Origin of the sequence: Enterococcus raffinosus (assembly GCF_001886185.1) — a bacterium.
GTDB lineage: Bacteria > Bacillota > Bacilli > Lactobacillales > Enterococcaceae > Enterococcus_A > Enterococcus_A raffinosus.
Map to the genome: position 1 here is coordinate 16,218 of NZ_JXLA01000007.1, position 26,573 is coordinate 42,790.

The window sequence follows — 26,573 nt, forward strand, 5'->3', positions numbered from 1 at the left end:
ACCGTTTTCAACGCTTTAAGTCTCTCATAAGTTTCTGTTATTTTTGAAAAAAGTTTATAGTATCAGCTTCCTACGCCATTAACACATGAAGCGTTTTCTTCTGAAACAGCAAAAATAACTGTATTATTAATGAGTAAAATACGTGACAAGTTTCATTAATTAGTGTTATCATTCCACTGGAAAAACAAATATAAGAAGGGATTGGTACACATGACTGCAAAAGCAGCTAGTAAAACCCATCAAAAAGTAATGTTAATCGGAGACGGCGCAGTAGGTTCAAGTTATGCCTTCGCTCTAGTCAATCAAAATATCGCTCAAGAAATCGGTATTATCGATATCGATAGCAACCGTACACAAGGAGATGCCATTGATTTATCACACGCATTAGCCTTTACATCACCTAAGAAAATTTATTCTGCTTCTTACGAAGACTGTCACGATGCTGACTTAGTTGTCATCACTGCAGGCGCTCCTCAAAAACCAGGTGAAACTCGTTTAGACTTAGTTGGTAAAAACTTGCGCATCAACAAAAGTATCGTAGAGCAAGTTGTTGCCTCTGGGTTCGACGGTATCTTCTTAGTAGCAGCTAACCCTGTTGATATCTTAACTTATTCTACTTGGAAATTCTCTGGATTCCCTAAAGAACGCGTTATCGGTTCAGGTACTTCATTGGACACAGCTCGCTTCCGTCAAGCAATCGCTGAATTAGTTGACGTTGATGCTCGCAACGTCCATGCTTATATCTTAGGTGAACATGGTGACTCAGAATTCCCTGTATGGTCACATGCTAACGTTGCTGGCTTACAAATCTACGAATGGGTAAAAGACAATCCAGAAGTTGATGAAGAAGCATTAGTTAACTTGTTCTTCGGCGTTCGTGACGCTGCTTATGAAATTATCGAGAAAAAAGGCGCAACTTTCTATGGTATCGCCGTTGCCCTAGCTCGTATTACTCGTGCTATTTTAAATGATGAAAGTGCCGTATTCCCATTATCTGTATATTTAGAAGGTCAATACGGACAAAACGACATTTACATTGGTGCACCAGCTGTTATCAATGCTAAAGGTATCCAAAACATCATTGAAATTCCGTTAACAGATGCTGAAAAAGATCGTATGGACGCTTCTGCAAAAGAACTAAAAGAAGTTATGGACAAAGCTTTCGCTGATCTTGAAGCTGAAGGAAAATAGATTTTTCATCTCCGCAAAGAATTTGAATATTCTTTGCGGATTTTTTAATATTTGCTAACATTTCAGAACATATCACTCGTATTTAAACGATTCTGTGGTATATTTATATTCGGTATATCATTTTGAAATCGACTACTATTTTGATAGAAATGCTTCGATCGTTTAATGAAGACCAAATAAAAGGAAATGCAATGAGGAGTTATTTCGATGACAAGAAATGAAAGAAGAAATTCTCGTGGCCGAACGCGAATCGGTTTGATTGTTGTATTAGGTTTATTGGTAGTTTTAGTTGGCGGATACGCTATTCGCAGTACATATTATGCTCAAAGGTTCCTTCCTAACACGGTCGTGAATGGAGTGAAAATAAATAATTTAACGGTGAGCGAAGCAAACCGTAAAATTACCCGCGAGCTGTCAGATTCACCCTTCCTAATAAAAATCGACGACAAAAATTGGAAAGAGATCAATCGCAAAGATCTAGGTTGGCAAAACAATTATTTACCTGGTTTAAAAGAGATGCAGAAAAAGCAAAATCCTTTTAGCTGGGGTATGCAGTTAGTCTCCGCAGCAGATACAAAAGATGTTGACGGCAATACTTTAGATGAAAATAAATTAAATGCTGTGGGAGAAGCCATTCGTGCTGAATTGACTCAAGCCAATACAACACGGACAGCAACAGAAAATGCGAAGGTGACTCGAACAAGCGAAGGCTTCGAGATTACACCAGAAAAACAAGGGAATACAATTGACGTTGATGCCGCCGTAGCTGCCTTTAAGGAAGCTGCAAAAGAAGGCAAACACACGATTGATTTTGATAAGTACCTTTCGAAACCAACCATCACAAAAGATGATGCTGATCTGAAAAAGACGATGGATAAAATGAATGCTGTAGCAAAGATCAAAGCAAACTATAGTATCAACGGAGAAAACTTCCAAATTCCATCATCTGATATCAATGACTGGTTAGTCGACGACAATGGTAACATGTCTCTTGATAAAGATAAGGTAACTGCTTATGTTACCAGCTTAGGAGAAAAGTACAACACAAGCTCAAAACCAACTGAATTCAACAGTACTCGACGTGGAAAAGTTTCTGTTCCATCAGGTACTTATAGTTGGACCATCAATACCTCAGCAGAAGTTGAAGCATTGACAAAACAAATTTTAGAAGGTAAAGACTTTACTCGTTCACCTGTCGTTACCGGGGCAACAACCGCAGATAAACCATTAATTGATAAAACCTACATCGAAGTAGATTTACAAAATCAACATATGTGGTATTACAAAGATGGTAACGTAGCTTTAGAAACTGACATTGTCAGTGGTAAACCAAGCTCACCTACACCAGCCGGAGTTGACTACGTTTGGTCGAAAGAAACAAACAAAACCTTGCGTGGAAAAAATGATGACGGATCGGACTATGCAAGTCCTGTTAAATATTGGATGCCGATCGATTGGACAGGTGTTGGTCTTCACGACTCTGACTGGCAGCCTGCATATGGCGGCGAACTATGGAAGACTCGCGGCTCTCACGGTTGTGTGAATACACCACCAGATGTAATGGCAAAACTTTTCGATATGGTAGAAGTCGGTACTCCTGTTTTAGTCTTTTAGACCAAACTAAAAACCAGCGAAATTCGCTGGTTTTTTTCTTTGTCTTTTTTATCTATTCTGCCGAAGTAAAGACTTCGGAAACATCGTCATCATCTTCTAACTTTTCAACTAAACGATCCAGTTTCTCTTTTTGCTCATCGTCTAAAGAAACCGTTGTTTGTGGGATCATCGTTAATTCCGCTTGCGCCAACGTAAAGCCATCGGCTTCCAATTGATCACGAACATTGGTAAAATCCTCAGCTGCGGTATAGATTTCAAAGACCTCTGGCAAAATCTCCATGTCCTCTGCTCCCGCCTCAAGTACGTCTTCAAACATGGTATCCTCATCCACTGATAAGTTCTCACGTTCAATAGCAATGTAGCCCTTACGATCAAACATATAATTTACTGAACCAGTCTCACCTAGATTTCCCCCATTTCGGGTAAATGCCACTCGTACATTTGTTGCTGTTCGATTGCGGTTATCCGTTAGGGCATGGACTAAAATGGCTACGCCACCAGGTCCATAACCTTCATAAGTAATTTCATCATAGTGTTCGCCTTCGCCTGCCGATGTTGCCTTTTTGATTGCACGATCCACATTATCATTTGGCATATTGGCCGATTTAGCTTTATCAATCACTAATCGTAGTGCTGGATTCGTACTCGGGTCAGGACCTCCGGCTTTAGCTGCCATATAGATTTCTCGTGACATCTTTTGAAAGATTTTTCCTCGTTTCGCATCTTGAGCATTTTTTCGCCCTTGAATATTGTGCCATTTACTATGTCCTGACATGGTACATTCCTCCAATATTTATTGATCCTTATTATTGTCCGCCTGAAAACGTATTTCGTCAAGAATTATCACTATTAACGTTTCTTGCGAATAGTCTTATAAGCGATAATGATAAGACACGCCGTTAAGGCCCCACAAGAATCTAGCATTACATCTTGAAATAATGGCGTCCGTCCACCAGTCAGCATTTGATGGAATTCATCGGTAGCGGCGTAGCCAGTAGCAGCCAGCCAAGCGAAAAACAGACCTAAGACCGATGATTTTTGTTTCAATTTAGGTAATAATCCTAAGTATAGACTTCCGCCTAAAACAAAGTAAGTCATAAAGTGTGCAGCCTTGCGAATAAAAAATTCAACAAATTTAACATAGCCTTTAGCAGATATACTTACTTCACTACCTGCATAGTTAAAAGAAATCTGACTAAAAAAAGCCTTCAGCGGCTCATTCGCAAGTAGTTTTTGAATTAGTGAAACTTGACTTTGCTGCTGATAAGTCATTGAAGAACTAACAAATAGAATCACCATCATCAAAAGAGCGATACCAATATAGAAATTCCCATTTTTCAATTGCTTTTGCATTTCTTTTCCTCCATTAAAAAAACCGGTACGAAGAACTTCGTACCGGTCATGAATACTTAAATTTGATTACATACGAACTGCAAAGCTTGGTGCATAGTAACTTACAGAACTTACTGTAACTGTTTCACCAGGTTGTGGTGCGTGGATATATTGTCCACCGCCCATTGCAATTGCTACGTGGTATGAACCACCAGGGCTGCCCCAGAAGTATAAGTCGCCAGCTTGTGCTTGATCAACAGAAATACGTGTTCCAGCTGATTCTTGAGGAACAGTCCATCCGCCGATTTCACGACCAGTCGCTTGACGGTATACATATGAAGTGAAACCTGAGCAGTCAAATCCTGCAGGTGTCTTACCGCCCCATACATAAGGAGTGCCGATATACTTCATTGCTTCAGCAACAACGCCGCCAGTATTTCCAGATGGTGCTGGAGCCGGTGTTGGAGTCGGTGCAGGTGTTGGCGTTGATGGTGTTTGGTTATTATTTGTTGAAGATGATGTTGACCCTTGGTTGCTAGAACCTGAATCTTCAGTAGTCGATGGTGTAGGAGTAGCTCCTCCACCTTGGAAATTATCTTCACTTGATGATGCTGTTGAAGATGATTCTGTCGCACTTGATTGTGTTTGTTGTTCTGTTGTTGAAGATTCTACTGTAGATGAAGACTCAACAGTTGAGCTTTCCGTTGTAGTTGTGCTTGCAGCAGCTTCTTCTTGTGCTTTACGATCAGCTTCTGCCTTAGCATCCGCATCTGCTTTTGCTTTAGCGTCTGCATCTGCTTTCTTAGCAGCTTCTTGCGCTTCAGCAGCTTTGCGAGCTTCTTCTTGCACACGTTCTTGTTCTTTGATAGCAGCTTCTTGTTTTTCTTTCAAGCTTGCTTTTTCGCCTTCAGCTGTTGCTTGTTCAGCAGCCAAAGTCGTTGTTTGAACATTTAAATCTGCTTGTTTAGTGATCAACTCACCTTTTTGGCTTTCCAATGTTGCTTGGTTAGCAGCGATTTGTTCTTGTTGTTTTTTGTTTTCAGCTTGTTTTTGTTCAACTTCTGCTTTATCCGCTTTTTGTTGTTCAACTAAATCATTGTTTGCTTTAACAATGGTTGTCATTGCTTGAACACGGCTAACAGCATCAGTGAATGATTCAGCGTTTAATACTACGTCAATAACATTCGTACCTGAAGATTGTTTTACTTGAGTATCACGTGCTTGTTCTTTGATTGCTTCTGAACGTTTCTCGATACGTTTTTGTAATGTTTCGATTTGTTTTTGCAAGTCTTGAGACTCTTGTCTCAATGATGCTTGTTCATTTAGTAAGCCTTGTGCTTTCTCGTTGATTGAAGCAACTTCGCCTTCCAATGCACTGATTTGTGATTGTGCATCTGTTTGTTGGTTTTGTAAACTTGAAATTTTTGCATCCTGGTCAGCAATTTTACTATCAAATTCATCGGCAGAAGCTGCGGCTGGAGCTGCTAATGCGCTTAATGTTACTGAACATACCATTAATGCTGATAACAAACTTTTTTTCACTCTAATGTCCTCCGACTACTTAATGTTTTATTTTGAATTTTATTAGACTTTTTTCTAACACATTCATGAGTTTACCACAGCTGTATGTCATCCACATAATAGCTTTGTTACAAAAACATTTCATTTCACTATTTTTTAGTTACAAATTGGGCGCAAAAAAAAACAGAAGAAAAAAATCTTCTGTTTTTTTGTGCTATTAAAAATTATTGATTTCCTTTATATACCAAGCTCTTCTTCTGGTGGACCAATCAAAATTTTCTCTAATGGGAAAATTAAAATTACAAAAGTTAGAATATTAAAAAGCAAGGTTGGACCCAAATATCTCGGGACAAAAAAGTCACTGCTGACCCCTGTTAAACCGAACACTGTTTGTAGCAGCAAGCTAATTAATTCAAAGAGCGTTACACTAATTACGACTGTAAAAAAAAGAGTTAGAATATTTTGTTGGATTGTTTTTTTGAAAAGATAGAACAGCATAACTAGCAAAGGGAAAATTACAGCATAAATCCCAATAACACCGATATAATACAAGTCATACAAAATCCCTAGAACTAAAGCTGTCCCTAGCAAAAAACGTTCATTGACAACGCGTGAAATAATCATTAAGACTAGTAACGCTAAGTGCGCATTCGCAACGTATACATTATTCGTTAGTGACGCGATGATACGAGTGATATGCGCATCTAGTAAAAATAAGAAAAATAATAGGAATGGCGTCATGTATTTTAAGGTTGTCCGTCTAATCATTCGGTCGCTCCCGCCATTCTTTGGATGATCGTTACGACTGAAATATCATACATCTGAGCATAAGGTTTTATATAAACCTCGCGATATCCGTAACTATCTGATTTAACCTTAGCAACGGTTCCTATAGCCAGATCCGCTGGAGAATTCCCACCCAAACCTGATGTTTGAACGACATCGCCTTCTTTGATATTCTCTTCTTCAGTAATTTCTGAAGCAATCAGCTGTTGGCTTTTCACATCATACTTCTTCAAAACACCGAAGGAATTTCCTTTATCTGAACTTATTTTTACTGGAAAATGATTGCTTGTTTTATTATCTGACGTTAATAATTGAATCTTAGATGAATGAGCATTCACTTCCATCACTCGACCAATTAAACCCTTTTGAGACATAACAGCCATGTTGCCTTCAACGCCATCACTGCTGCCTTTATCTACAATCAGCATATCCTGCCATGTATCAGGGGAACGCGTGATAACATTTGCTGTAACCTTTTCATAGCTGGTTAAGGTCTGATTCAGTTCCAACTCATCTTTTAGGCGTTCAATTTCCTGCGCTTGATTCTTTGTTTGCTGCTTTACTTCATCGTATTGATCGACTTCACTTTTCAGCTTCTCATTTTCATCATAGGTGTTGATCAAATTGGAGACAGATTGAACTCCGCTGCTAAGCCAACGTCCTGGTGCAGTAATTACTTTATCAAAAACACTGATCGTATCGTTTACAGTTGATTGAACGATGTTCGTATCACTGTCTTTTGCACGATTTGCTGCTGTAATCGAGACTGTTGCAACAACAATAATAACAACAATTAATAGGATAATAATATTCTTATTTGGATTGAACTTTCTCACTTAGGCACCTCTGAACGCTATCTATAATATAGATTGAATTTTACCACTAAACGCAGGGATTAAAAAGCACGGGCGGCTGATTTTAAAGAATTTTAGTATCTCTTGAAAACAAAAAAAGCAGCAGAATCATTTTTGAAAAAAACGATTCTTAACTGCTCTAGTTTAAACATCTCGACTTTGTATCACAGCGATTAATCCTTCTGAAAAATGAACTTCGGCATCTCCGACTAGAAACTCATTGCTCGCTAGACTGGTCGGCTGTAAAAAATCTACCTTCGAGAGCTCATATTTTACATTTTTCAAAGACAACTCTCTAACGGGAGTCATGCAGCAGAAGGCCAAATAGTCCATGTCAGGAACTTTTTTGATACAGTGCTTTCCTGGCGCTATATAGCTCACGAGGTTGCCTTTATCCGCGATCTTTATTTGAGATAAAAAAGGCGAAAAACGTGGTTCCGCTCCTAACCATAGGTTTGCCAGCAGATGATCCAAGCGTCCGCCAGTTGCTCCAATCAAAGTAACAGTCGCCTCCGGAAACCGTTCAAAGGTCTTTACTAAGGCGAGTTGAGTATCCGTATCATCCTTTTCCGCTGGAGAAGTCGACACTTCGTCGACTGCTTCAAACACTTCTTTTTTTTCGTCTTCGGTCAAAGAATCAAAATCTCCGATTGCCATATCCGGCACTATTCCTCGACGCAAAAGGAATAGGTTGCCTCGGTCAATACCGATGATTTGATCAAATGGCTGTGAAAAAGCAGGCCAGTGACTAGGGTCACCGCCTGCAACAAGTAAAACATTCATTAATCGATCGCTGCCCGTAAGGCATTGATTTTTTCTTGTGGATTCTCTGCGTCATAAATATATGAACCCGCGACAAAGACATCTGCACCTGCTGCGGCACATTTTTTGGCCGATTCTGGCTGAATGCCGCCGTCTACTTCGATTTCATAATGATAGCCATGCTCTTTTCGTAAACGATCTAATTCCGCAATCTTCTCAACTTGACTCTCGATGAAGGATTGTCCGCCGAATCCCGGATTCACTGTCATTACGAGGATTTGATCTACGTCTCCTAAAACATACTTGATTGATTCAACAGGTGTTCCTGGATTTAGCACAACGCCTGGTTTTACACCTGCCGCTTTAATCATTTGTACCACCCGATGGATGTGCGGTGTAGCTTCCACGTGAGCCATAATGATATCCGCGCCTGCCTTAGCAAAATCATTAATATAATTTTCAGGATTAGCAATCATCAAGTGGACATCCAACGGTAATTTTGTCACTGGTCGCAACGCACTTACAACGACTTGTCCAAAAGAAATATTTGGGACAAAATTTCCATCCATCACATCAATATGAATGTAATCAACACCTGCTTCTTCCACCATTTTTACTTCTTCACCTAATCGTGCAAAGTCGGCACTTAAAATCGATGGGGCAATTTTCATAGTCTGTACTCCTTTTCCGTTTTCATTTATTTATTAAAAATAATTCCGATATAAACCCTGCTTCATGATAAAATCATTTATTTTTTTTATACACCGGTCGACGCTTTTCGATTTCCTGTAAAAACTGCAAGTAATTATCGTAGCGTGTTTGAGCAATCTTTCCTTCCTCCAAGCGATGCTTAACTTCACATCCAGGCTCTTTTACATGACGGCACTCGCGAAAACGACATTCTGGTGCTGCGGCACGAAATTCTGGAAATTCCTTTGGCAGCTCCTCAGCAGAAATTTCTAAGAAATCAATCGAACTAAATCCAGGTGTATCCGCAACTAGACCGCCAAATAAATCTAACAACTCCACGTGTCGTGTGGTGTGACGGCCGCGTCCTAACGATTCAGATATTTCACCTGTCTCTAAATTCAGATCTGGCGAGACATCATTTAGTAAGGTAGATTTGCCAGCACCCGATTGTCCCATGAAAACCGTCAGCTTATCCGCAAACAGATCTGTTAATTTTTGCTTATCTTGTTCCCCGTCAATAACCGGGTAGCCAAGCGGTTCATAAACTGCACGAATCTCTTCAACTAAAGCTTGGTCAGCGACCAAATCTGTTTTAGATAAATAAATAATAGGATGAATATATTTATTTTCCAGTGTAACTAAAAATCGATCCAGTAAATTGTAAGAAAAATTCGGTTCTACCAAACTCGTTACAACGACGCCTTGATCAACATTAGCCACCGGCGGACGAACTAGCTCATTTTTTCGCGGCAATAATTCAAGAATATAGCCTTCGCTGTTTTCTTCGCTGCTAAAAACCACTTCATCGCCAACTAAAGGTGTCAGTTTCTTTTTTCGGAAATTTCCTCGTGCACGTGTTTGATGAATCTTTCCTTCACTTGCAACATAATAAAAACCACTTAAGGCTTTACGAATCTGTCCCTCGATCCGTCTCATCTCCTTTTTTTTGTATCAAACAATTAGAATCTCTCTGCTACTCTAATAACTAAAAAACAACGTCCATAAATTCAGTCTTATTGTAGCATACTTCAAAACCAATTTCAGTACAAATGACCTAAAAAACCTTTCCTGACTATTCCAGGAAAGGTTTTTCTGTAATTCTAAGGTACAGTAATTGTTTCAGCTTTTTGAACGGTCTTAGTTACAGCAGATTTGCCGTTTCGTTGGACCTCGATTGTAGCCGAACCGCCTTCTGTAGTTGTTACAGATACGGTTTGCTCAGTTGAGGGAGTATTTTTATCTAATTTGAAATTCAATACTTGTGTGGAATTCGTATTTTTCGCATCCTTCAACATTACTGTAATTGTATCTTGTTGATCTTCAGGTCCTGTAAATTTAGCTGAGATTGTTACATCAAATGTATTCTCCTTATTTTCTGGACCTCTAGAAATATAGACTGTTACAGTATCACCAGCTTTTAATGATGTTGAGCCTGCGCCAGGATCTGTCCGTGTGACTTTGCCTTCTTCAATCTCATCTGAGTATTCCTGCTGTTCAGAGTACTTCAATCCAAGATTTGATATTGCTGCTTCTGCTGAAGCCTTATCTTGTCCTGTAAGATCGTCTAATTTAACATAGCTTGAACCAGAACTGACCTTTAAAGTAATCGTGTCTTTTGCAGTCAATGCCGTTCCACTAACTGGGTCTTGACTGACCACTTCCTCTGCTGGAACAGTCTCACTCGATACATCGACACGATTGATTTGACTCTCTGTGAGACCAAGCTGCAATAAACTTTGTTTAGCTGCCGCATAAGTCATCTGAGAATAATCCTCGATTTTAAATGTCTTAGGTCCATCAGAAACCTCCAGAGTAATTTGGTCTTCTTCTGGATCAACTTTTGTCCCTGCCTTTGGATCTTGCGATAAAATTTGATTTTCCGGAGCAGTATCGTCATTAACTGGCTTAATGCGGATATTTTTCTCTAAAAATCCAATTTTTTCCAATTCTTCTCTTACATCATCGATCATGTCACCTTTATAATCTTTCAACGTTACCTTTTTCGTCCCTGAACTAATATACAATCGCACAGGACGATTTTTCTTAATCATGGTTCCCGCTTCAGGACTCGTTTTGACAACATTTCCTTTTTTGATCGTATCACTCGGCACTTCATCTGTTTTGCTATCAACAGTTAATTTGGCCGCTTTTAAGGCTGTTCTTGCTTCTGCCTCCGTCATATTTTCGACTTGCGGAATGGACACTTCTGCTGAATTTGTTAAGAGATAGCCAACTCCCCCGCCGATTGCTAACATCAACAATAGAAAGAGCGCAATAAGGCGCTTCTTGCCTTTTTTCTTTTTCGGCTTTTCCTCTGGTACTGGCGGTTCTTCCTTAGGTTTTTCAGCCGGAATATCTTCTGGTTGAATCGGTGTCAGCACTTTTGTTTCATCTAACATTGCTGTTGGCCGCCAAGGCAATTCGTTTGCTCGTTCTGCCGACAAAGCAGTTGAAAGATCGGTCGCCATTTCCTCAGCGGTTTTATAGCGGTCAGCGGGCTCTTTCGCCGTAGCATGCATCACGATATTTTCCAAAGCTTGCGGGACTTCTGGATCGAATCCCTTTACCGACGGCATCTCGTCTTGAAAATGCTTTAACGCGATTGTGACAGCAGACTCCCCATCAAAGGGAACACTGCCGGTAATCATCTCATAGAGAATAATCCCTAAAGCATAAATATCTGATTGTTTGGTCGCCATACTGCCGCGGGCCTGTTCTGGAGAAAGATAATGTACAGAACCCAGCATAGAATTTGTTTGGGTCAGAGAGGTTTCAGATAAGGCGATCGCAATACCGAAATCCGCGATTTTTACTACGCCTGCCTGATCCATCAAAATATTTTGCGGCTTCAAGTCACGGTGAATAATCCCGTGGGCATGAGCCAAGCTGACTGCAGATAGAATTTGTTCCATGATATCTACAATTTTTCCGTAAGGGATCGGTGAACGCGTTTGAATATAGCGTTTCAGATCCATTCCCTTCACGTATTCCATGACCAAATACTGCATACCGCTCTCTTCATCCACATCGTAGACACCTACGATATTCGGATGAACCATCTCTGTCGCCGCCAGCGCTTCTCGCTGAAAACGACGAATGGCAGTTTGATCATTTTGAAAGTCGAAACGTAATATTTTGATGGCAACATCACGATCCAAAATTAAATCGTGGGCCAAAAAGACGTTTGCCATACCGCCACTGCCGATATTAGCAATAACTTTATAACGTCCATTGACCAATTTGCCTATTTCAATCATGGACGAGCCTCCCCTTCGAAGTGGATCAGCAAGACGGTGATATTATCCGCACCACCGGCGTCATTAGCGGCATTGATTAATTGCTTTGTCTTTGCCTCCAATGTTTGATCACTTTCCACGATTGCAAGAATATTTTCTTCACTTACCATATTAGTCAGCCCGTCTGAACACAGTAGTAAATAATCATCCTTGCGGCACTCGTGCTCTGAGACATCCGTTTTGATCGTTCCAGCGATCCCCACTGAACGAGTTAATACATTTTTTTGCGGATGAACGGCTGCCATCTCTTTTGTGATTTCACCAGATTTCAACAGCTCATTCACTAATGAATGGTCATCCGTCAACTGCTGCAACTGATTGTTTTGGATCAAGTATGCCCGACTGTCACCGACATGAGCTAAAACAAATTTATCATCCAATAGAGCTGTACTAACAATCGTTGTTCCCATCCCTTGCATTTCCGGATGAGCAACGCCTTCTTGATAAATCGCCTCGTTAACATTTTGTATCTCTTTTAAAAACCACTGCGCAGCTTCATCTGGCTGTGCAATCGTCGAGGTCGACCAAGCAGCGCCTAAACCGTCAACAGCCATTTTACTTGCTACATCGCCAGCCAAATGACCGCCCATGCCATCGGCTAATATCGCCAAATACATTCCTGCTTGATTAGTAAAAACATTCGCATAGTCTTGATTCATGTTACGCTGCTTGCCGATGTCTGATTGAAATTGAATCTCCATCTTTTTGTCCACCTCGTTTATCTATTTTTTTCGCATTGCACAAATAAAGAAGCCATCTGTCATAAACATTTCTGGGTATAAAACCAACATTTGCTCATGAATCGCCGGCTCTAATTTCGTTTCTAGATCTAATTCAATTTTTTCAAAATCAGGGTGTGCCGCTAGAAATTCCGCGATCACTTTTTGATTCTCTTCTTTAGCAATTGTACATGTACTGTATACCATAATTCCACCAGATTTCAACGTGGGAGCGCAATTCTTTAAAATTTCTAGTTGAATTTTGGGTAATTGAACAAAATCCTGTGTTTTTTTCTGGTATTTGATATCTGGTTTCCGACGCATCAGGCCCAATCCTGAACAAGGCGCATCCACTAAAATACGGTCAAAGCTTTCTGGCGCAAAATTCTTTGATGCTTCCCGAGCGTCCATCTTTTTTGTCACTACAGTATCGGACACACGTAAACGTTCCGCGTTTTCTCTGACCAATTTCAACTTGTGATCATGGATATCCAAGGCCGTTACAGACCCTTCCTCCTGCAGCAAAGAAGCAATATGCGTCGTTTTTCCTCCAGGAGCTGCGCAAGCATCTAAAACTTTTTGACCCGGAGCTACTTGTAACGCCTGAGCCACTAGCATAGAGCTCTCATCTTGAATCGTTAACCAGCCATTTTGAAACAGCTCGCTTCCGGCTAAAAAGCCTTTATCTGCAATGATTCCATAGGGAGTTAGTTCACTGATACGAGCTTCAATCCCATCTTCTTCCAAGGCCTCAATCGCTTCAGCCCGGGTCAAAAAGCGCAAATCAATTCGGGCACTGACACGACTCGGCTCTAATAAGGATAAGCCTAGCTTGCGTGTTTCCTCTTCACCGATCTCTGCCACAAATTTTTCCGTTAAAAATCTTGGCAGACTGATTTCAGTTGCTAAACGTTCGATCGGATCTTGAATCAAGTCTAAGGATGGAACGCCTTCCCGCTGGATAGACCGCAGAACACCGTTCACAAATTTGCCTGTTCCAGGATTGCCTTTAGCCTTCGCGATTTCGACCGCCTCATTAATGATTGCATGATCAGGCACCCGATCTAAGTAGAGCATTTGGTAGACAGACAGTTGCAACAAGCTTCTGACCCATGGATCAACTTTTTTCGCTTTTTTTATAAACGGTTCGATGTCATAGGCCAATAAAAGCTGACGACTGATGGTTCCATAGACAAGTTCCGTCAGTAACGCTGTATCCTTACCATCCACTTGATTTTTCTGGATCAATTCATTTAACAGCAGATTTGAATACGCACCGCCACGATTAATTCGTTCAATTGCTTCAAGCGCTGTAAAACGAACAGAACGCAATAATTTTTTAGGAATCTTTGCCATCTAGTCCACCTGCTGCCCTTCGGCTACAGCCTGTCCACTGCCGTTTAAGAAGGCTTGGATCGTTTGTCTTGCTTTTCCAGCCGGCTGCAGTTCATCTATTGCCACTACTGTGCCGTTTCCACAAGCAATGTGCAAAGCCTTTTTGGTACGAGAAACAATGGTTCCAGGAGCTGCTGTCGTGTTTTCCTCCAAGGGGGTTGTATGAAAAATTTTCCACCGAGTCCCTTCATAGGTTGTAAAGGCCACTGGCCATGGATGCATCCCCCGCACCTGATTATCAACTTCTTCAGCCGTCTTCCGCCAGTCGATCGCTTCTTGTTCACGGCTGATGTTTGGAGAAAAAGTCGCCTCTTCTTCATTTTGCGGCGTTGGTTTCAATTCACCTGAAATTATTTTAGGCAGTGTTTCTAAAAGCAATTCTTTTCCGACTTGGCTTAGTTTTTCAAACATAGTACCGACATCATCTTGTTTCGTAATCGCGATTTTTTGCTGACTGAAGATTCCGCCAGCATCCATTTTCTTGATCATTTCCATGATGGTCACACCTGTTTCAGCTTCACCTTCCATGATTGCATAGTGGACTGGAGCCCCTCCACGATATTTTGGCAATAGTGAGGCATGGACATTGATTGCGCCTAATCTAGGTACTTGCAACAATTTTTCTGGTAAGAATTGTCCGAAAGCCGCGGTAATCAATAAGTCTGGTGCTAGCTCTTTGATTTTTTCCATTTCCGGCGATCCGCTGATTTTTTCTGGTTGTAAAACTAAGAGATCATGCTTTAATGCTGCTTCCTTTACTGGTGTTGGCGTAATGATTTTTTTTCGTCCAACTGGGCGATCTGGTTGGGTAACGACCGCAACAACCTCGTAGTCTGCTTCAATCAAGCTTTCTAAAATCGGCACTGAAAAGGCCGGAGTTCCCATAAATACAATTTTAGTCATCGGCATGTTCCTCCATATAACATTCTAAATCTTCTGGTTCGATCTTTTCGATTACTTGGTCAATAAACAGTTTTCCATCTAAATGATCAATTTCATGTTGAAAGGTACGAGCTAAATAGCCATAGGCTGTTACTTCCATCTCTGAACCTTCACGATCATAATACCTCACCGTTACCTCATCCGCTCGTTCCACCGTTCCATATGTTTCTGGTATGGACAAGCAACCCTCGACATCGATATTCGTCCCTTTGCTTTCAATGATTTCAGGATTAATAAAATCAAAGCGATCGCCTTCTTCAACTTCAACGACAGCGATTCGTATATTTTTTCCAATTTGAGGAGCAGCAAGTCCAATCCCATCGTGTGCCACCATCGTTTCATACATGTCGTCTAATAAAGCAACAATCTCATCCGTAATGTATTCAATTGGTTCAGCCTTTTTCAATAAACGCTCGTCTGGGTGAATAATAATTGGGTAACGCATTAAACGTCCTCCTTCGTTGTAGCTTCCTAAATAAAATACATAGGTTCATTGTCAATTGCGATCAATAAGCCTTGCCGCTGATCTTTTTGACTCACTTGCAGAATATCTTCTAAGGTCGCTTGTAATTTAGGTTCATTTTTATATTTAATGATTAATTGATAGTAATAGCGATTCTTTATCCGTAAAATAGCTCCCGGCGTTGGTCCTAACAGGATGCTTTGCGGACTTAACTGTGTCCGAATTTGCTCTGCTAACTGGAAGGCTTTTTGTGCTGCTCGCATCTCTTCCTGATGGGATACAGTTACTTTCACTGTATAGTAATAAGGTGGATAATCTGTTTGATGCCGAATCCGCATTTCTTGCTGGAAAAAACTTTCATAGTCGTGATGCTGCGCCAATTGGATAGTGTAATGCTCCGGGTTGAAGGTCTGAATAACTACCTCACCAGCTTTGTCTCCCCGACCTGCACGACCACTGACCTGCGTCAGCAATTGGAAGGTTCGCTCACTGGAACGAAAATCAGGCAAGTTTAAAGCGGTATCCGCATTTAGCACACCAACCAATGTGACGTTAGGAAAATCCAACCCTTTGGCAATCATCTGAGTTCCTAACAAAATATCCGCTTCCTTATTGCCAAAAGCGTTCAATATTTTTTCATGTGCACCCTTCCGCCGCGTCGTATCGACATCCATCCGCAACACACGTGCTTCCGGTATTAGCTGCTCCAGCTCTTCTTGGACTTTCTCTGTACCTGTTCCGAAGTAGCGAATCTTGTCCTTGCCACAATTTGGACAATGATGAGGAATTCTTTCTTCATGTCCGCAGTAATGACAGCGCATCGTTTTCGAATCCATATGGAGCGTTAAGGATATATCACAATTTGGACAAGGCAGGACAAACCCGCAATCCCGACACATAACAAACGAGGAGTAGCCTCGACGATTTAGCAAAAGGACGCTTTGTTCTCCTTTAGCTAAGCGATCTCGTAATTTTTCTTCCAATACTTCTGAAAAAGAAGAATTTAAGCGACGCTGCATTTCTTCCCGCATATCAATAATTTCTACAGTCGGTAATTTTGCTTGAGAATTGGCCCGTTCTGTCAGCTTCAGCAGGTGATAAACGCCCTTTTGCCCTCTTGCTCGTGACTCTAATGAAGGCGTGGCGCTCCCTAAAACAACTGGACAGCCATGGTATTTCCCCCGCCAAATCGCTAAATCTCTTGCATGGTAGCGAGGAGATTCCTCTTGTTTATAGCTTGTCTCATGCTCTTCATCAATAATGATCACCCCAAGATTCTCAAGAGGGGCGAAGATAGCCGAACGAGCACCTACGACAACATGTGCTTCGCCACGTTCCAGCTTGCGCCATTCATCATATTTCTCTCCCTGTGACAAACCACTATGCAAAACGGCCACTTCACTGCCGAAACGAGCTTTGAAGCGTGTCGCTATCTGCGGCGTCAAAGAAATCTCCGGTACTAGCATCATCGCCGTCTGTCCATTTGCCAACACGTCTTGGATAACCTGCAAGTAAACCTCGGTTTTTCCACTGCCAGTCACACCTTCCAAAAGAAAAACTTGATGCTCCTGCGCGGTACTTTTTTGACTGATCGCTTCATAGGCAGCCCGTTGTTCGTTGTTCAGTTCTAATGCTGAGGTTTGTTTGATCTCTCTTTCGGCATATGGGTCACGGTATTTTTCAACTGCGACAAAGGCCAACCAGCCTTTTTTCTCTGCTTGATTCAGATTGGCTAGTGAAAAATCCTCCGCTTTCATTTGCTTGACCGAAATCAGCGCTTCATCAGTGAGAGCGGCTAGATAGTCCAACAGTTGCTCTTGTTTATAGGAGTTTTTCCGTAACTCTGCCTTTAACTGATTGACGGAGGCTTGTTCAAAGGTTCGTTTGATATAGCGTTCCGTTTTTATTTTGTTTTTCGTATGAACTTCATAACGCAATTCAACGATACCTTGCTCACGTAAGTCGGCTAGCTCCTTCAGCCATCCTTGAGCTTCTGCTTCTTCCCAAGTTAACGAGTCTGTATCACCAAAATACTTAGCTTGAACTGCTGGAGCATCATCTATGAGATATAAGCGTTTTTGATAATCAGCCTTCATCACACTAGGAAGCATCGTTTGCAAACAAGTCACCTTAAATGCAAAGGTGGTTTCCTTCATGTAATCAGCTAATGCCAATAACTCTTTATTTAACACAGGCGCTAAATCTAACACGCGAATAATCGGCTTCAAATTGTCTGGAAGAGGTTCAGTGGCCTGCTCAAAGCCAACAACAAATCCTTGGACATGCCGTGGGCCAAAGCCGACCTCTACACGCATCCCGACTTCTACCGCTAATTGAGGCGGGATCAAGTAGCTAAACGGCTGATCTGTCTGCAGTGATGGCACATCTACGATTACTTGTGCTAATTTCATTTTTCCGCCTCCATTCTTGAATAGTGTACTAAATATTCTATATGTACGTCTAAGTTTACGAAAATATGTAGGGTACTCTAACACAAAAAGAAGGGACTGCGCCAAAAGTATTTGGTACAATCCCATTTACACTTCATCAGCGAGAAAGGTTTCTACGCTTAGTTTTGTTCGTTGCGAATACGAGCTTCTAAGTCACGTTGATCGCGTTCACGCTGCAGGTGACGTTCCTCTTCTTCCATTTTCAAACGTTCCCGTTTGATTTCTGGATGTGGATCATTAATGACCGTTCCTGCGTCAATTTCTTCCAAAGCCTGTCCAACGCTTTTTACAGATTCAAATGAATCTAAAGTCGGTTGTGCCCCTGCGTCTAATTCATGTGCGCGTTTGCTGGCTAAAATTACTAAAGAATATTTTGAATTCACATGGTCTAACAACGTATCAATTGAAGGTTTTAACATCATAAGCTTATATCTCCTTTAACATTTTTATATATTTTCCAATGACTCGGTCAACTCGGTAATGTTCACTGACAATAATATCTTTGATACGATCAACAGCTTTTGGTACTTGATCGTTAACGACTGCATAATCATAAAGAGCCATCATCTCGATTTCTTGACGCGCGACACGCATCCGTTTCTCGATTACTTCAGGGCTATCGGTACCTCGTCCGACGATCCGGGCCTTTAATTCTGCCAAATCCGGCGGTGTTAGAAAAATAAAGACACCATCGGGGACTTTTTCTTTTACCTGTTGGGCTCCTTGCACTTCGATCTCTAAAAAGACATCTTTGCCTTCGTCCAATGTTTGGTTCACATAAGTCAGCGGTGTGCCATAGTAATTGCCAACATACTCAGCATATTCCAGCATTTCGCCTGCTTCGATCATGGCTTCAAATTCTTCTTTGGTACGGAAATAATAATCAACTCCGTCGACTTCCCCTTCACGCATCGGACGGGTGGTCATTGAGACAGAGTATTGAAACTCATTATCATCTCTTTCAAAAATGGCTTTTCTGACCGTTCCTTTTCCTACTCCGGAAGGTCCTGACAATACAATCAACAGTCCTCGTTCAGACATACTAACGCCCTTTCATGCTCTTTTTAGCTAACGCCTATTGTGCACTTTTTTTGTGAATATTTCAAGGGGTATCGTCAAGCTGTCTGCTATTTCTTATGAAATTTCACGCAACTACTCAACATTTTGAATCTGTTCACGAATTTTTTCTAGAATTGTTTTTAATTGAACGACAATATCCTTAATTTGAATCGGACTTGATTTTGAGCCGATCGTGTTGACCTCACGATTCATTTCCTGCAATAAGAAATCTAATTCTCGTCCTACTGGGTCTGTTGTTTCTAAGAGTTGCGCGAACTTTTCCAGATGAATGGTCAAACGATCCAGCTCTTCATGAATGTCGCCGCGTTCTAGTAAAATTGCTAATTCTGTCAACAAACGATCTTGATCTACTGTATTGCCTAGGTACTCTTCTAGCTTTGCTTGATAGCGTTGTTGAAAATCTGCTTCATACTCTGTCACAAAGCCTTTTAGTTCGGTCACTAAGCACTGAACTTTGTTGTCATAATCCAACAACACTTTTTTGATTCCTGCCCCCTCATGTTCGCGACTGACAGCTAATTGTGTAAAAGCCTCCTTCGCTACTGTTCGGACCAATTCTTCTAAGGTATCCTCTTCTGTCGGCTGATCGATCAGTGTGACAAAATCCGGTTGCTCCATCGCCTTAATCAACACCTGATCCACTGGAAAATCTACGACGCCAAAATGTTCTCTTCCACCACTTTGCAGCTCAGTAACTAATTGCTGCAGCAGCTCCCAATCGACTGAAACCTTCTTATTGCCGCTTTTTAACGGCGTTAAATTGATAAATACATCCACTCGACCACGTTGAATTTTTCCCTTCGCGATTTTGCGAATCTCTGCTTCAAAAGGATTGAGTTCTTTTGGCATTCGAATCTGCAAATCTAAAAAACGATTATTAACACTTTTTAATTCAATATTCAGCTCATAAGCCTCGTTCGCCTGAGCTGCCTGACCATAGCCTGTCATACTTTTCATTTTGCTTGTTCCCTTTCTTTGGAAAAAATCACACCCTACATCTTGCTTAAGGTTTCTTTTAACACAGCGAATTCTTCGTTGCTCAATGTGACACCCTTGCCCATTTTTTCATGGCCTGGTGCCCAATCGCGTAAATCAAACTTTGGTGGACGCTCATTCCAGCTTACGAGATTCAACTCTTTACGCCAGCCTTTCGGATTTTCTGATAAGACGGCAATTTCTTCCACGATTTCATAATTAAATTCTGCCATTGTACTTCCTCCAACTTTCTATTCTCATGCTTCTTCACGGATATATCTAAAGAAAAGTGCCAGCAAAGTCGGGATCGGCCAGCGACGGTAAGCTGTTTCTAACGATCCTTTTTGCTGATAAATCTGTAGTACCTGATAATAATCTGTAAACACATTGTGGGTTTCAATAAAATCTTCAATTTGCTCCTGAACCGAATAATTCGCGTTCAACTTGATCGGCATTTCAAACTGCTTCAGAATAATATCGATGAATTCTTCGGGCGTATAAACCTTTACTGGCGAGACATTCACCCAATAGGCGAAAAACTCTAAAAATGCTAAACTCAGCATTTCTAACGGCACATCCTGACCAAAAAACTTCCGCAGCTCAAGATAGATTGCCTTCTTGTCTACTGCAATTTTATCTTTTAGAAAACGGATAAACGCTTTGGTAATGGATTCAAAATCCGCGTGACAACTGAAAAAGTATCGATACCCTTGTAGTTCACCGAATATCCGTTTAGCCTCTAGGTACCCTAAATCTATATTTTCTGACGAGCGATCGCTTTGAAATAGTAATAGGTCTCCTAAACTCCAAGGACTCGTCAAAACCACTTCAGCCACCTCATCTGGCAAACGATACTTTTTATCCAACCCTGGACCGTGCACATCCACTACAATCAATTCCGTTATTGGTGTTTGTAAAGCAATGTCTACAGGTAAATTATTACGATAGCCGCCGTCGACATAAAGCTCCCCTTTGATTTTCGCCATCGCCATCATAGGAAAAAAGGCCGAAGATGCCAATAGCCAATCAATGATTTCATTCTCTGGACATCTATGAATCGGCACGACCACCTCTTGAAAAACCGGAACTTTAGTCGTGACGACATAAAACGGACAGCCTGAGTGAATTTTTTGCGCCTCTAATCGTTCTTCCAATAAGCTCCTAAGCGGTTCTGATGAGACGCCGCGCTGTTGCAAAGACGTTCGAATAAAGGTACGCAACTGATCCACCTGCGCTGAAAAATCCAGTACCTCCACTTCTTTGAAGGTTATATCCAAAACTTTATCCGTTTCGATCTCTTCCCACAAGGCGAGTGCCTGATTATAATCGCCTTGCGCAATTAATGCTCCGTTCAACCCGCCAACAGAAGTCCCAGTGATCACCTCAAACTGGATATCTTTTTCCAGCAGGGCCTTCCAGACACCAATTTGATAGGCTCCACGGGCGCCACCGCCACCCAACACCAATCCTGTATGATAGACGAGCACTTTTTTCCAAACGCCCGCTTCTAATTGATAGCCTTTGGCCGCTAGCCATTGCTGCAAAATTATATTTGCTTCAAGGCTTATGTAGAGCGCCCGCTTAAACTGCTGTCGAGCAGCCTTTTCCAAAAATAAAAAAGCTGTCTCCCAGCCAAGCTCACGTGATATCAGCAAATTATTGATTCGCCAGCCATCGTCCTCATCAATTTTCTCAATTAGCAACCATTGAGATTTGTTTTGAAGCCAATAGCCCCGCCCTTTTTTTACAGCTTCTAGATACTCTGAACGTGCTTCTCCATGGGAACTATAAAAGGGAAAAAGCAATTGTACCTGTTGAAATTTTTCCCAAACCATTAATAAATCTGATACGTATACTCGTTTTAGGTCCATCGCTTCCTCCCTGATTTAGTCTGCAGCTCTAAAGCTCAACCTGTTTGTTTTAGTATAGCAGAAATTTTCCTGCAACAAAAAACTTCAAGGCGCGCCTTGAAGTTTNACTAACTAGTCGATCAATACGTTTTTTGTTCCATTTCAAATGCCTTACGCATCGTATCTGTGGCATTGTTGACCGGGGTCATAGCTACCAAATCCCCCTGGACGATGATCCGCGTTACCCCTTCAATTTCACCACAAGTAATCAGCGTAACTTGCTGCTTATCAGGGTGAACATCTAAATACTTCACTTCTGTTGGCTGTACTCGAACCTTGAGTGTCGTCTTATAGGTATAGATATTGTGTAAATCGGTTAAATAGATCAGATCGCCCTCTTTGACACTTTCCAACGGCGTGAACAAAAGCCCCGGACGGTCGGCACGATGACTGGCTAAAGCGTAATTTCCTTCGCCCATTTTTTGATCAGGAGACAATGTTCCAGCCCCATATAAAAGAACCTCATTGGATAGCCCTTTAAAAATCGGCAGGTTGATCTCCACCGACGGAATAGCGATCCCGCCAATCACTGGCAGCCGTTTATTATCCAATTGTGCCTGCAAGACAGCTTCCGTGCTGGCTGGCTGAACAGCATCAAAATCAAAGGATGCTTCTTCTTCCATATTTTTATCAATCTCCGCACGATCCATTTTCGCTACAGCATAGCGGTCGCCATTATATTGCATTAAAAAATACTTAATTTGATTGTTAAAAATCAAGGCCAGTCCTACTAACAGTAATAAGAAAAGAAAAATATTAATCAGCCAATTTCTTTTTTTCTTCATCTCAATCCTCCCGCATTCTCTTGCTAATCATATCATACTCCGTTCCATCTCGTGAGACTACTTTCACTTAATAGAGAAAAAATTAAAAAAAGAAATAAATACATTAGAAAGTTGTTATTTATTAAAATGATTTTAATTGTTAAAAAAGTGCTTCAATGTTGCAATTTTTAAGGCCTTTGTAATCTAATTTTAAAATAAAAGATACGAGCTTTTTTTTTATTAATGGGTTAAAATGATTGTGACGACTATTAGAAAGGGTGAAAATTTGTGCCAGATACGTTATTTGCTTATATCGATTCCACAAGCAATGCTGTGCTTTCAAAAGGTTTTTCACCCAACGATTTTGTCGATGGCATCGTTCACCAACCTAAACATTTGTTATTGCTAGACCCTGTCGCAGAAGCTGGTGAATACGAGCCACATACAGGATTGAAGATCGTTAATGGTCCAGAACAAGTCCAACAGTTTTTTACTACTAAGACATTCACTCATTCGAAAGGAACCAAGTGGATCGATTTTAATGATTTAGCGATGTTAAAAGAACTGACTCCATTAGAAATTTCAGAATTACTCTATTTTGGTCACATGCGGACACATCTGCATTCTCCCTTTTTCTATAAACTGCAAAACAATTTTGTTTACTTCAACCTAGGGAACGAAACCATGCGTGTCTACTACCGTTACTTAGATGAGTTTTATCGCATCCTTGCTAGCAAACTGACTCGAATCGTCTTAGAAAAAGTCAATGATCGTCGGTCCTTCTTCCGAAAAGGCTCCTCGGTCACGCCCCTAGATGGAGAACTGTTGAAGGAATTATATCCAATTTTACAAGAAGGCGCAATTTTCTGCCTTGACCTGTCAGAATTGAAAAATAAAATCTATCATATCCCTATTTTCTTATCTGATGAAAAGGGATGGCGACGTAGTCCAAAAAATTATAAAAAAGAACAACAGATCGCAGAGATTACTTACGATACAGCCAAACAAGTATGGGCTTTAGAGGTCGAAAATGATGATCCTGTCTTTTCTTTCCGTTAATAGTGTTCAAAAAAGCATTTGTCCTTAAACAGACAAATGCTTTTTCTTATTTATTGATGGCTTTGCTTTTGAATGAGCTTAGTATCCTTCGGCAAATATAGTTGCGGAGCCTTTTCTGCAACGAGAACTGCAACAATTGCCGTAACGATTGCAGTCGCTAAACCACTGACCCCATTCATAACTAGTGAGAATATCCACGGGTTCATTCCCCACAAGGCATAGCTGCCCCAGAAGACCACACCTGCAATAAAATGCCAGAAGAATCTTGCCCCTGTTCCAACAAGAGAAGCTAGAATAATATTTTTTCGAACGCTCCACATATTTTGTTCAGCTAAACTTTGTTGCACCTTCTTTGCATACAAGCCGGCAAATCCCGCAAAAGTAAAAGCAATTGGGTATTCAATCAAAACCTGTATCACACTTAGGTAAACAACCTGACTTGCTGGAAAATGCAAAATCCCCCAGATAAACGCCGACATCAAAGCCGGCTTCAAGCCTCTGCGTAATGCAAACAATGTCAAGGGGATCATCCCTAAAGAAATTGTAAAACTGCTGCCGATGGTTGTGGGAATAAACGACAATACTAGCGACAAAGCCGCCACCACTGTGCCTTCCACTAAAATTCTTGTCTTATACATAAAAAAACTCCTCCTTTTGAACATACAGTCCACAAAGGAGAAGTAAATATCTTTACTTCATCACAATTCCTACGCTCGAATAACCGAAACAGGTACTAGGGTTTAGAGTAACCTCAATCTCAGCCCGAGGGCTCCCCTTTGCGACAGTATTATTCTATTTTGATACACCCAGAGTATAGCAGATGTCCGCCCACTCGTAAAGGTATTAATTACTTTTAACGCGAAATACTTTCTTGATCTCCGCTTGGCGATAGAGTTGTAACCTTCTTGATTCGATCGATCGTCAGCATCACTAGCTGATTTTCTTGTGTGCGGATAACAATTGATTCATTGGTTACTACTTTTGGCAGCCAGCCTGAAATTGTTTGGAATTTTTCTTCATCTTTTTCATCTTGAACTTGAATGACTACTAAACTATTCTGTAGAGCCGCCATCTTCAGTTTGAGAAAAATATTCTCATTTGCTTGCTCTTGAGCGCGTTTTTCAGCAGAATCATTCAAAAAATCCGAGATGAAACGATACGATGAATTCGAAAACAGCTTGATTAAATTCTTTTTGGGCTTCTCGTTTTTAGACATTCAGCTTCCTCCTATCAAGAGCATGGTTGTGTAGTATGATTTTACTTAAATTCACGGGAAAAAACAAGGAATCTAGCCTTTTTCAAAAAAAGTTAACCATTCGTTTAAACCTTTTTGAATTAAATCATAAGTTTCTTCAAAATTTCCTGTATACCAAGGGTCTGGTATGCTCTCCCCATCGTGTCCCGGAACGCGATCTAAATACAAATAAATCTTTTCTTCGGTTCCAGCAGGTGCCATCGATTCCAGATCATAAACATTTTCTTGGTCCATCCCGATAATGTAATCTGCATCATAAAAATCTTGTTCCGTCACTTGGCGTGCGCGCATTCCCTTAATAGAGATATCATGCTGAGCCAATATTTTCTGAGTTCCTCGATGAGGCGGGTTGCCGACTTCCCAACGACTGGTCGCTGCGGAATCCACTTGGAACTGCTGATTTTGCTTTTTTTGAAAGGCATCACGGAAAATGGCTTCTGCCATTGGTGAACGGCAAATATTTCCCATGCAAACAAATAGAATCTTTTTCATGTTCGTCCTCCTGTGCTATAGTCAATTTATTGAAATGAAATGGGGGATTGGAAATGAGTAAAATTTATCTTTCCGCCAAACTACCTGAGCTTGGCACATCATTATTGAAAGAAGCGGCCCTTGAGTATCACGTTTATGAAGGCAGCGGGTTAATTTCGAAAAAGGAATTGATCGAAAATATCGCTGATTGTGACGTACTGATCTGTCCGCTGTCCACTCAAGTTGATCGTGAAGTCATCGATGCTGCCCCGCATTTAAAGCTGATCGCTAACTTTGGAGCAGGCTACAATAACATCGATACGGCTTATGCAAAAGAAAAGAACATCTATGTAACAAATACTCCGGTAGTCTCTACCAACGCAACGGCAGAATTGACTGCTGGTCTAATCATCGCCTTGTCTCGTCGAATCGTCGAGGGCGATCGTTTGATGCACGACAAAGGTTTTGATGGGTGGGCACCGCTTTTCTTCTTGGGCCATGAACTGAAAGGCAAAACTTTAGGAATCATCGGTATGGGACAAATCGGTCAAGCATTGGCGCAAATGATGAACGCTTTTGGGATGAACATCCTTTACAATCAACGTCATCCCTCACCTTCTGAATTAGAGGAAAAATTGCAGGCAGCCTATGTATCCCAAGAAGAAGTATTTCAACAAGCAGACGTTTTGACCCTGCATGCCCCATTAACAGAGGATACCCGTCATCTCGTTACTAGCGAAACCTTTAAACAAATGAAAGACAGTGCCTTTTTAATCAATGCAGCACGCGGGCCGTTAGTTGATGAAGAAGCTTTGCTTCAAGCACTAAAAGACAAACAAATTGCAGGCGCCGCTTTAGACGTCTATGAATTCGAGCCTAAGGTCACCGAAGGCTTGAAAGAGCTTTCTAATGTCATCTTGACTCCGCATATCGGCAATGCCAGTGTGGAAGCTCGAGACCAAATGGCGGAAATCGTCGCGAAAAATGCGATTGCCATCAAAAATCAAGAACCTGTCAAACATATCGTTAACGGACTGGACTGAG

27 protein-coding genes and 1 riboswitch are annotated in these 26,573 nt (G+C 41.2%); of the genes, 4 read left to right on the forward strand and 23 right to left on the reverse strand.

All coding sequences use genetic code 11. The annotated features are described in order from the left end of the window. The first annotated feature begins 210 nt into the window (after nucleotides 1-210). Entirely contained in the window at nucleotides 211-1,191 is a 981-nt protein-coding gene (locus RV13_RS05025; RefSeq protein WP_010745326.1) for an L-lactate dehydrogenase, read from the forward strand. A gap of 207 nt (nucleotides 1,192-1,398) precedes the next feature. Continuing rightward, nucleotides 1,399-2,805, forward strand: a complete 1,407-nt coding sequence (locus RV13_RS05030) for a L,D-transpeptidase family protein (protein ID WP_010745325.1) — start codon at nucleotides 1,399-1,401, stop codon at nucleotides 2,803-2,805. Nucleotides 2,806-2,857: 52 nt separating this feature from the next. Here RV13_RS05030 and RV13_RS05035 read toward each other — a convergent pair whose 3' ends face one another. The 20 genes from RV13_RS05035 to RV13_RS05130 all read right to left on the reverse strand — a co-directional run bounded on the left by RV13_RS05035 (nucleotide 2,858) and on the right by RV13_RS05130 (nucleotide 22,765). Continuing rightward, a complete protein-coding gene (locus tag RV13_RS05035) occupies nucleotides 2,858-3,580 on the reverse strand; it encodes a YebC/PmpR family DNA-binding transcriptional regulator (RefSeq protein WP_010745324.1) in 723 nt (240 codons plus the stop codon). Between the two features lie 74 nt (nucleotides 3,581-3,654). Then, a complete protein-coding gene (locus tag RV13_RS05040) occupies nucleotides 3,655-4,158 on the reverse strand; it encodes a VanZ family protein (protein WP_010745323.1) in 504 nt (167 codons plus the stop codon). Between the two features lie 66 nt (nucleotides 4,159-4,224). Further along, nucleotides 4,225-5,679 carry a C40 family peptidase gene (locus RV13_RS05045; RefSeq protein WP_010745322.1) on the reverse strand — a complete coding sequence of 485 codons (1,455 nt, stop codon included), beginning with the start codon at nucleotides 5,677-5,679 and terminating at the stop codon, nucleotides 4,225-4,227. A gap of 216 nt (nucleotides 5,680-5,895) precedes the next feature. Then, complete coding sequence (gene mreD, locus RV13_RS05050; protein ID WP_010745321.1) at nucleotides 5,896-6,426, reverse strand: rod shape-determining protein MreD; 531 nt, start codon at nucleotides 6,424-6,426, stop codon at nucleotides 5,896-5,898. Beyond that, complete coding sequence (gene mreC, locus RV13_RS05055; protein WP_010745320.1) at nucleotides 6,423-7,280, reverse strand: rod shape-determining protein MreC; 858 nt, start codon at nucleotides 7,278-7,280, stop codon at nucleotides 6,423-6,425. Before mreC ends, mreD begins: the two co-directional genes overlap by 4 nt. A 162-nt stretch (nucleotides 7,281-7,442) precedes the next feature. Next, nucleotides 7,443-8,081, reverse strand: a complete 639-nt coding sequence (locus RV13_RS05060) for a thiamine diphosphokinase (protein ID WP_010745319.1) — start codon at nucleotides 8,079-8,081, stop codon at nucleotides 7,443-7,445. Continuing rightward, complete coding sequence (gene rpe, locus RV13_RS05065) at nucleotides 8,081-8,731, reverse strand: ribulose-phosphate 3-epimerase (protein ID WP_010745318.1); 651 nt, start codon at nucleotides 8,729-8,731, stop codon at nucleotides 8,081-8,083. The genes RV13_RS05060 and rpe overlap by 1 nt, the downstream gene beginning before the upstream one ends. 73 nt (nucleotides 8,732-8,804) lie before the next feature. Next, entirely contained in the window at nucleotides 8,805-9,686 is an 882-nt protein-coding gene (rsgA, locus tag RV13_RS05070) for a ribosome small subunit-dependent GTPase A (RefSeq protein WP_010745317.1), read from the reverse strand. Between the two features lie 164 nt (nucleotides 9,687-9,850). Next, complete coding sequence (gene pknB, locus RV13_RS05075; protein ID WP_010745316.1) at nucleotides 9,851-12,007, reverse strand: Stk1 family PASTA domain-containing Ser/Thr kinase; 2,157 nt, start codon at nucleotides 12,005-12,007, stop codon at nucleotides 9,851-9,853. After that, nucleotides 12,004-12,747, reverse strand: a complete 744-nt coding sequence (locus RV13_RS05080) for a Stp1/IreP family PP2C-type Ser/Thr phosphatase (RefSeq protein WP_010745315.1) — start codon at nucleotides 12,745-12,747, stop codon at nucleotides 12,004-12,006. Before RV13_RS05080 ends, pknB begins: the two co-directional genes overlap by 4 nt. A 21-nt stretch (nucleotides 12,748-12,768) precedes the next feature. Beyond that, nucleotides 12,769-14,121, reverse strand: coding sequence for a 16S rRNA (cytosine(967)-C(5))-methyltransferase RsmB (rsmB, locus tag RV13_RS05085; RefSeq protein ID WP_010745314.1), 1,353 nt, complete (start codon nucleotides 14,119-14,121; stop codon nucleotides 12,769-12,771). Continuing rightward, nucleotides 14,122-15,063: a methionyl-tRNA formyltransferase gene (fmt, locus tag RV13_RS05090; protein WP_010745313.1), complete on the reverse strand. Its 942-nt coding sequence runs from the start codon at nucleotides 15,061-15,063 to the stop codon at nucleotides 14,122-14,124. Continuing rightward, nucleotides 15,056-15,547 (reverse strand): peptide deformylase, encoded by a 492-nt coding sequence (gene def / locus RV13_RS05095; RefSeq protein WP_060789272.1) that lies wholly within the window; start codon nucleotides 15,545-15,547, stop codon nucleotides 15,056-15,058. The genes fmt and def overlap by 8 nt, the downstream gene beginning before the upstream one ends. A 26-nt stretch (nucleotides 15,548-15,573) precedes the next feature. Next, nucleotides 15,574-17,976 carry a primosomal protein N' gene (priA, locus tag RV13_RS05100; protein WP_060789273.1) on the reverse strand — a complete coding sequence of 801 codons (2,403 nt, stop codon included), beginning with the start codon at nucleotides 17,974-17,976 and terminating at the stop codon, nucleotides 15,574-15,576. Between the two features lie 158 nt (nucleotides 17,977-18,134). Further along, a complete protein-coding gene (gene rpoZ / locus RV13_RS05105) occupies nucleotides 18,135-18,437 on the reverse strand; it encodes a DNA-directed RNA polymerase subunit omega (RefSeq protein ID WP_010745310.1) in 303 nt (100 codons plus the stop codon). A 4-nt stretch (nucleotides 18,438-18,441) separates the two neighbouring features. Next, nucleotides 18,442-19,056: a guanylate kinase gene (gene gmk / locus RV13_RS05110; protein ID WP_010745309.1), complete on the reverse strand. Its 615-nt coding sequence runs from the start codon at nucleotides 19,054-19,056 to the stop codon at nucleotides 18,442-18,444. 111 nt (nucleotides 19,057-19,167) lie between these two features. Next, entirely contained in the window at nucleotides 19,168-20,052 is an 885-nt protein-coding gene (locus tag RV13_RS05115) for a YicC/YloC family endoribonuclease (RefSeq protein WP_010745308.1), read from the reverse strand. 35 nt (nucleotides 20,053-20,087) lie between these two features. Beyond that, on the reverse strand, nucleotides 20,088-20,303 hold the full coding sequence (locus tag RV13_RS05120; RefSeq protein ID WP_010745307.1) for a YdbC family protein: 216 nt from the start codon (nucleotides 20,301-20,303) through the stop codon (nucleotides 20,088-20,090). A gap of 24 nt (nucleotides 20,304-20,327) precedes the next feature. Beyond that, entirely contained in the window at nucleotides 20,328-21,941 is a 1,614-nt protein-coding gene (locus RV13_RS05125) for a patatin-like phospholipase family protein (RefSeq protein ID WP_060789274.1), read from the reverse strand. Nucleotides 21,942-22,060: 119 nt separating this feature from the next. Then, nucleotides 22,061-22,765 carry a class A sortase gene (locus tag RV13_RS05130; RefSeq protein WP_010745305.1) on the reverse strand — a complete coding sequence of 235 codons (705 nt, stop codon included), beginning with the start codon at nucleotides 22,763-22,765 and terminating at the stop codon, nucleotides 22,061-22,063. A gap of 267 nt (nucleotides 22,766-23,032) precedes the next feature. On the opposite strand from RV13_RS05130, the gene RV13_RS05135 reads away from it, so the two are divergent. Then, nucleotides 23,033-23,803: a hypothetical protein gene (locus RV13_RS05135; protein WP_010745304.1), complete on the forward strand. Its 771-nt coding sequence runs from the start codon at nucleotides 23,033-23,035 to the stop codon at nucleotides 23,801-23,803. Between the two features lie 50 nt (nucleotides 23,804-23,853). Here RV13_RS05135 and thiT read toward each other — a convergent pair whose 3' ends face one another. From thiT to RV13_RS05150, 3 genes are all read right to left on the reverse strand, one after another. After that, nucleotides 23,854-24,441, reverse strand: coding sequence for an energy-coupled thiamine transporter ThiT (gene thiT / locus RV13_RS05140; protein ID WP_010745303.1), 588 nt, complete (start codon nucleotides 24,439-24,441; stop codon nucleotides 23,854-23,856). 49 nt (nucleotides 24,442-24,490) lie between these two features. Beyond that, nucleotides 24,491-24,589, reverse strand: a riboswitch (TPP riboswitch). A gap of 67 nt (nucleotides 24,590-24,656) precedes the next feature. Then, nucleotides 24,657-25,019: a hypothetical protein gene (locus tag RV13_RS05145; protein WP_010745302.1), complete on the reverse strand. Its 363-nt coding sequence runs from the start codon at nucleotides 25,017-25,019 to the stop codon at nucleotides 24,657-24,659. Between the two features lie 72 nt (nucleotides 25,020-25,091). Next, the gene (locus RV13_RS05150; protein ID WP_010745301.1) at nucleotides 25,092-25,550 is read right to left on the reverse strand and encodes a low molecular weight protein-tyrosine-phosphatase; all 459 of its coding nucleotides are present in this window, start codon (nucleotides 25,548-25,550) and stop codon (nucleotides 25,092-25,094) included. A 53-nt stretch (nucleotides 25,551-25,603) separates the two neighbouring features. Here RV13_RS05150 and RV13_RS05155 point away from each other — a divergent pair, with 53 nt between their 5' ends. Further along, nucleotides 25,604-26,572 carry a 2-hydroxyacid dehydrogenase family protein gene (locus tag RV13_RS05155; RefSeq protein WP_010745300.1) on the forward strand — a complete coding sequence of 323 codons (969 nt, stop codon included), beginning with the start codon at nucleotides 25,604-25,606 and terminating at the stop codon, nucleotides 26,570-26,572. The last annotated feature ends 1 nt before the right edge of the window (nucleotide 26,573 follow it).

Coding starts and splice junctions, on each gene's coding strand:
- thiT (WP_010745303.1), bottom strand. CDS start 24,441: ATGTATAAGACAAGAATTTTAGTGGAAGGCACAGTGGTGGCGGCTTTG.
- RV13_RS05030 (WP_010745325.1), top strand. CDS start 1,399: ATGACAAGAAATGAAAGAAGAAATTCTCGTGGCCGAACGCGAATCGGT.
- RV13_RS05080 (WP_010745315.1), bottom strand. CDS start 12,747: ATGGAGATTCAATTTCAATCAGACATCGGCAAGCAGCGTAACATGAAT.
- RV13_RS05150 (WP_010745301.1), bottom strand. CDS start 25,550: ATGAAAAAGATTCTATTTGTTTGCATGGGAAATATTTGCCGTTCACCA.
- RV13_RS05025 (WP_010745326.1), top strand. CDS start 211: ATGACTGCAAAAGCAGCTAGTAAAACCCATCAAAAAGTAATGTTAATC.
- pknB (WP_010745316.1), bottom strand. CDS start 12,007: ATGATTGAAATAGGCAAATTGGTCAATGGACGTTATAAAGTTATTGCT.
- RV13_RS05120 (WP_010745307.1), bottom strand. CDS start 20,303: ATGGCAGAATTTAATTATGAAATCGTGGAAGAAATTGCCGTCTTATCA.
- RV13_RS05155 (WP_010745300.1), top strand. CDS start 25,604: ATGAGTAAAATTTATCTTTCCGCCAAACTACCTGAGCTTGGCACATCA.
- gmk (WP_010745309.1), bottom strand. CDS start 19,056: ATGTCTGAACGAGGACTGTTGATTGTATTGTCAGGACCTTCCGGAGTA.
- rsmB (WP_010745314.1), bottom strand. CDS start 14,121: ATGGCAAAGATTCCTAAAAAATTATTGCGTTCTGTTCGTTTTACAGCG.
- RV13_RS05035 (WP_010745324.1), bottom strand. CDS start 3,580: ATGTCAGGACATAGTAAATGGCACAATATTCAAGGGCGAAAAAATGCT.
- fmt (WP_010745313.1), bottom strand. CDS start 15,063: ATGACTAAAATTGTATTTATGGGAACTCCGGCCTTTTCAGTGCCGATT.
- rsgA (WP_010745317.1), bottom strand. CDS start 9,686: ATGAGACGGATCGAGGGACAGATTCGTAAAGCCTTAAGTGGTTTTTAT.
- RV13_RS05130 (WP_010745305.1), bottom strand. CDS start 22,765: ATGAAGAAAAAAAGAAATTGGCTGATTAATATTTTTCTTTTCTTATTA.
- priA (WP_060789273.1), bottom strand. CDS start 17,976: ATGAAATTAGCACAAGTAATCGTAGATGTGCCATCACTGCAGACAGAT.
- rpoZ (WP_010745310.1), bottom strand. CDS start 18,437: ATGATGTTAAAACCTTCAATTGATACGTTGTTAGACCATGTGAATTCA.
- RV13_RS05060 (WP_010745319.1), bottom strand. CDS start 8,081: ATGAATGTTTTACTTGTTGCAGGCGGTGACCCTAGTCACTGGCCTGCT.
- RV13_RS05145 (WP_010745302.1), bottom strand. CDS start 25,019: ATGTCTAAAAACGAGAAGCCCAAAAAGAATTTAATCAAGCTGTTTTCG.
- mreD (WP_010745321.1), bottom strand. CDS start 6,426: ATGATTAGACGGACAACCTTAAAATACATGACGCCATTCCTATTATTT.
- RV13_RS05040 (WP_010745323.1), bottom strand. CDS start 4,158: ATGCAAAAGCAATTGAAAAATGGGAATTTCTATATTGGTATCGCTCTT.
- rpe (WP_010745318.1), bottom strand. CDS start 8,731: ATGAAAATTGCCCCATCGATTTTAAGTGCCGACTTTGCACGATTAGGT.
- RV13_RS05115 (WP_010745308.1), bottom strand. CDS start 20,052: ATGAAAAGTATGACAGGCTATGGTCAGGCAGCTCAGGCGAACGAGGCT.
- def (WP_060789272.1), bottom strand. CDS start 15,547: ATGCGTTACCCAATTATTATTCACCCAGACGAGCGTTTATTGAAAAAG.
- RV13_RS05125 (WP_060789274.1), bottom strand. CDS start 21,941: ATGGACCTAAAACGAGTATACGTATCAGATTTATTAATGGTTTGGGAA.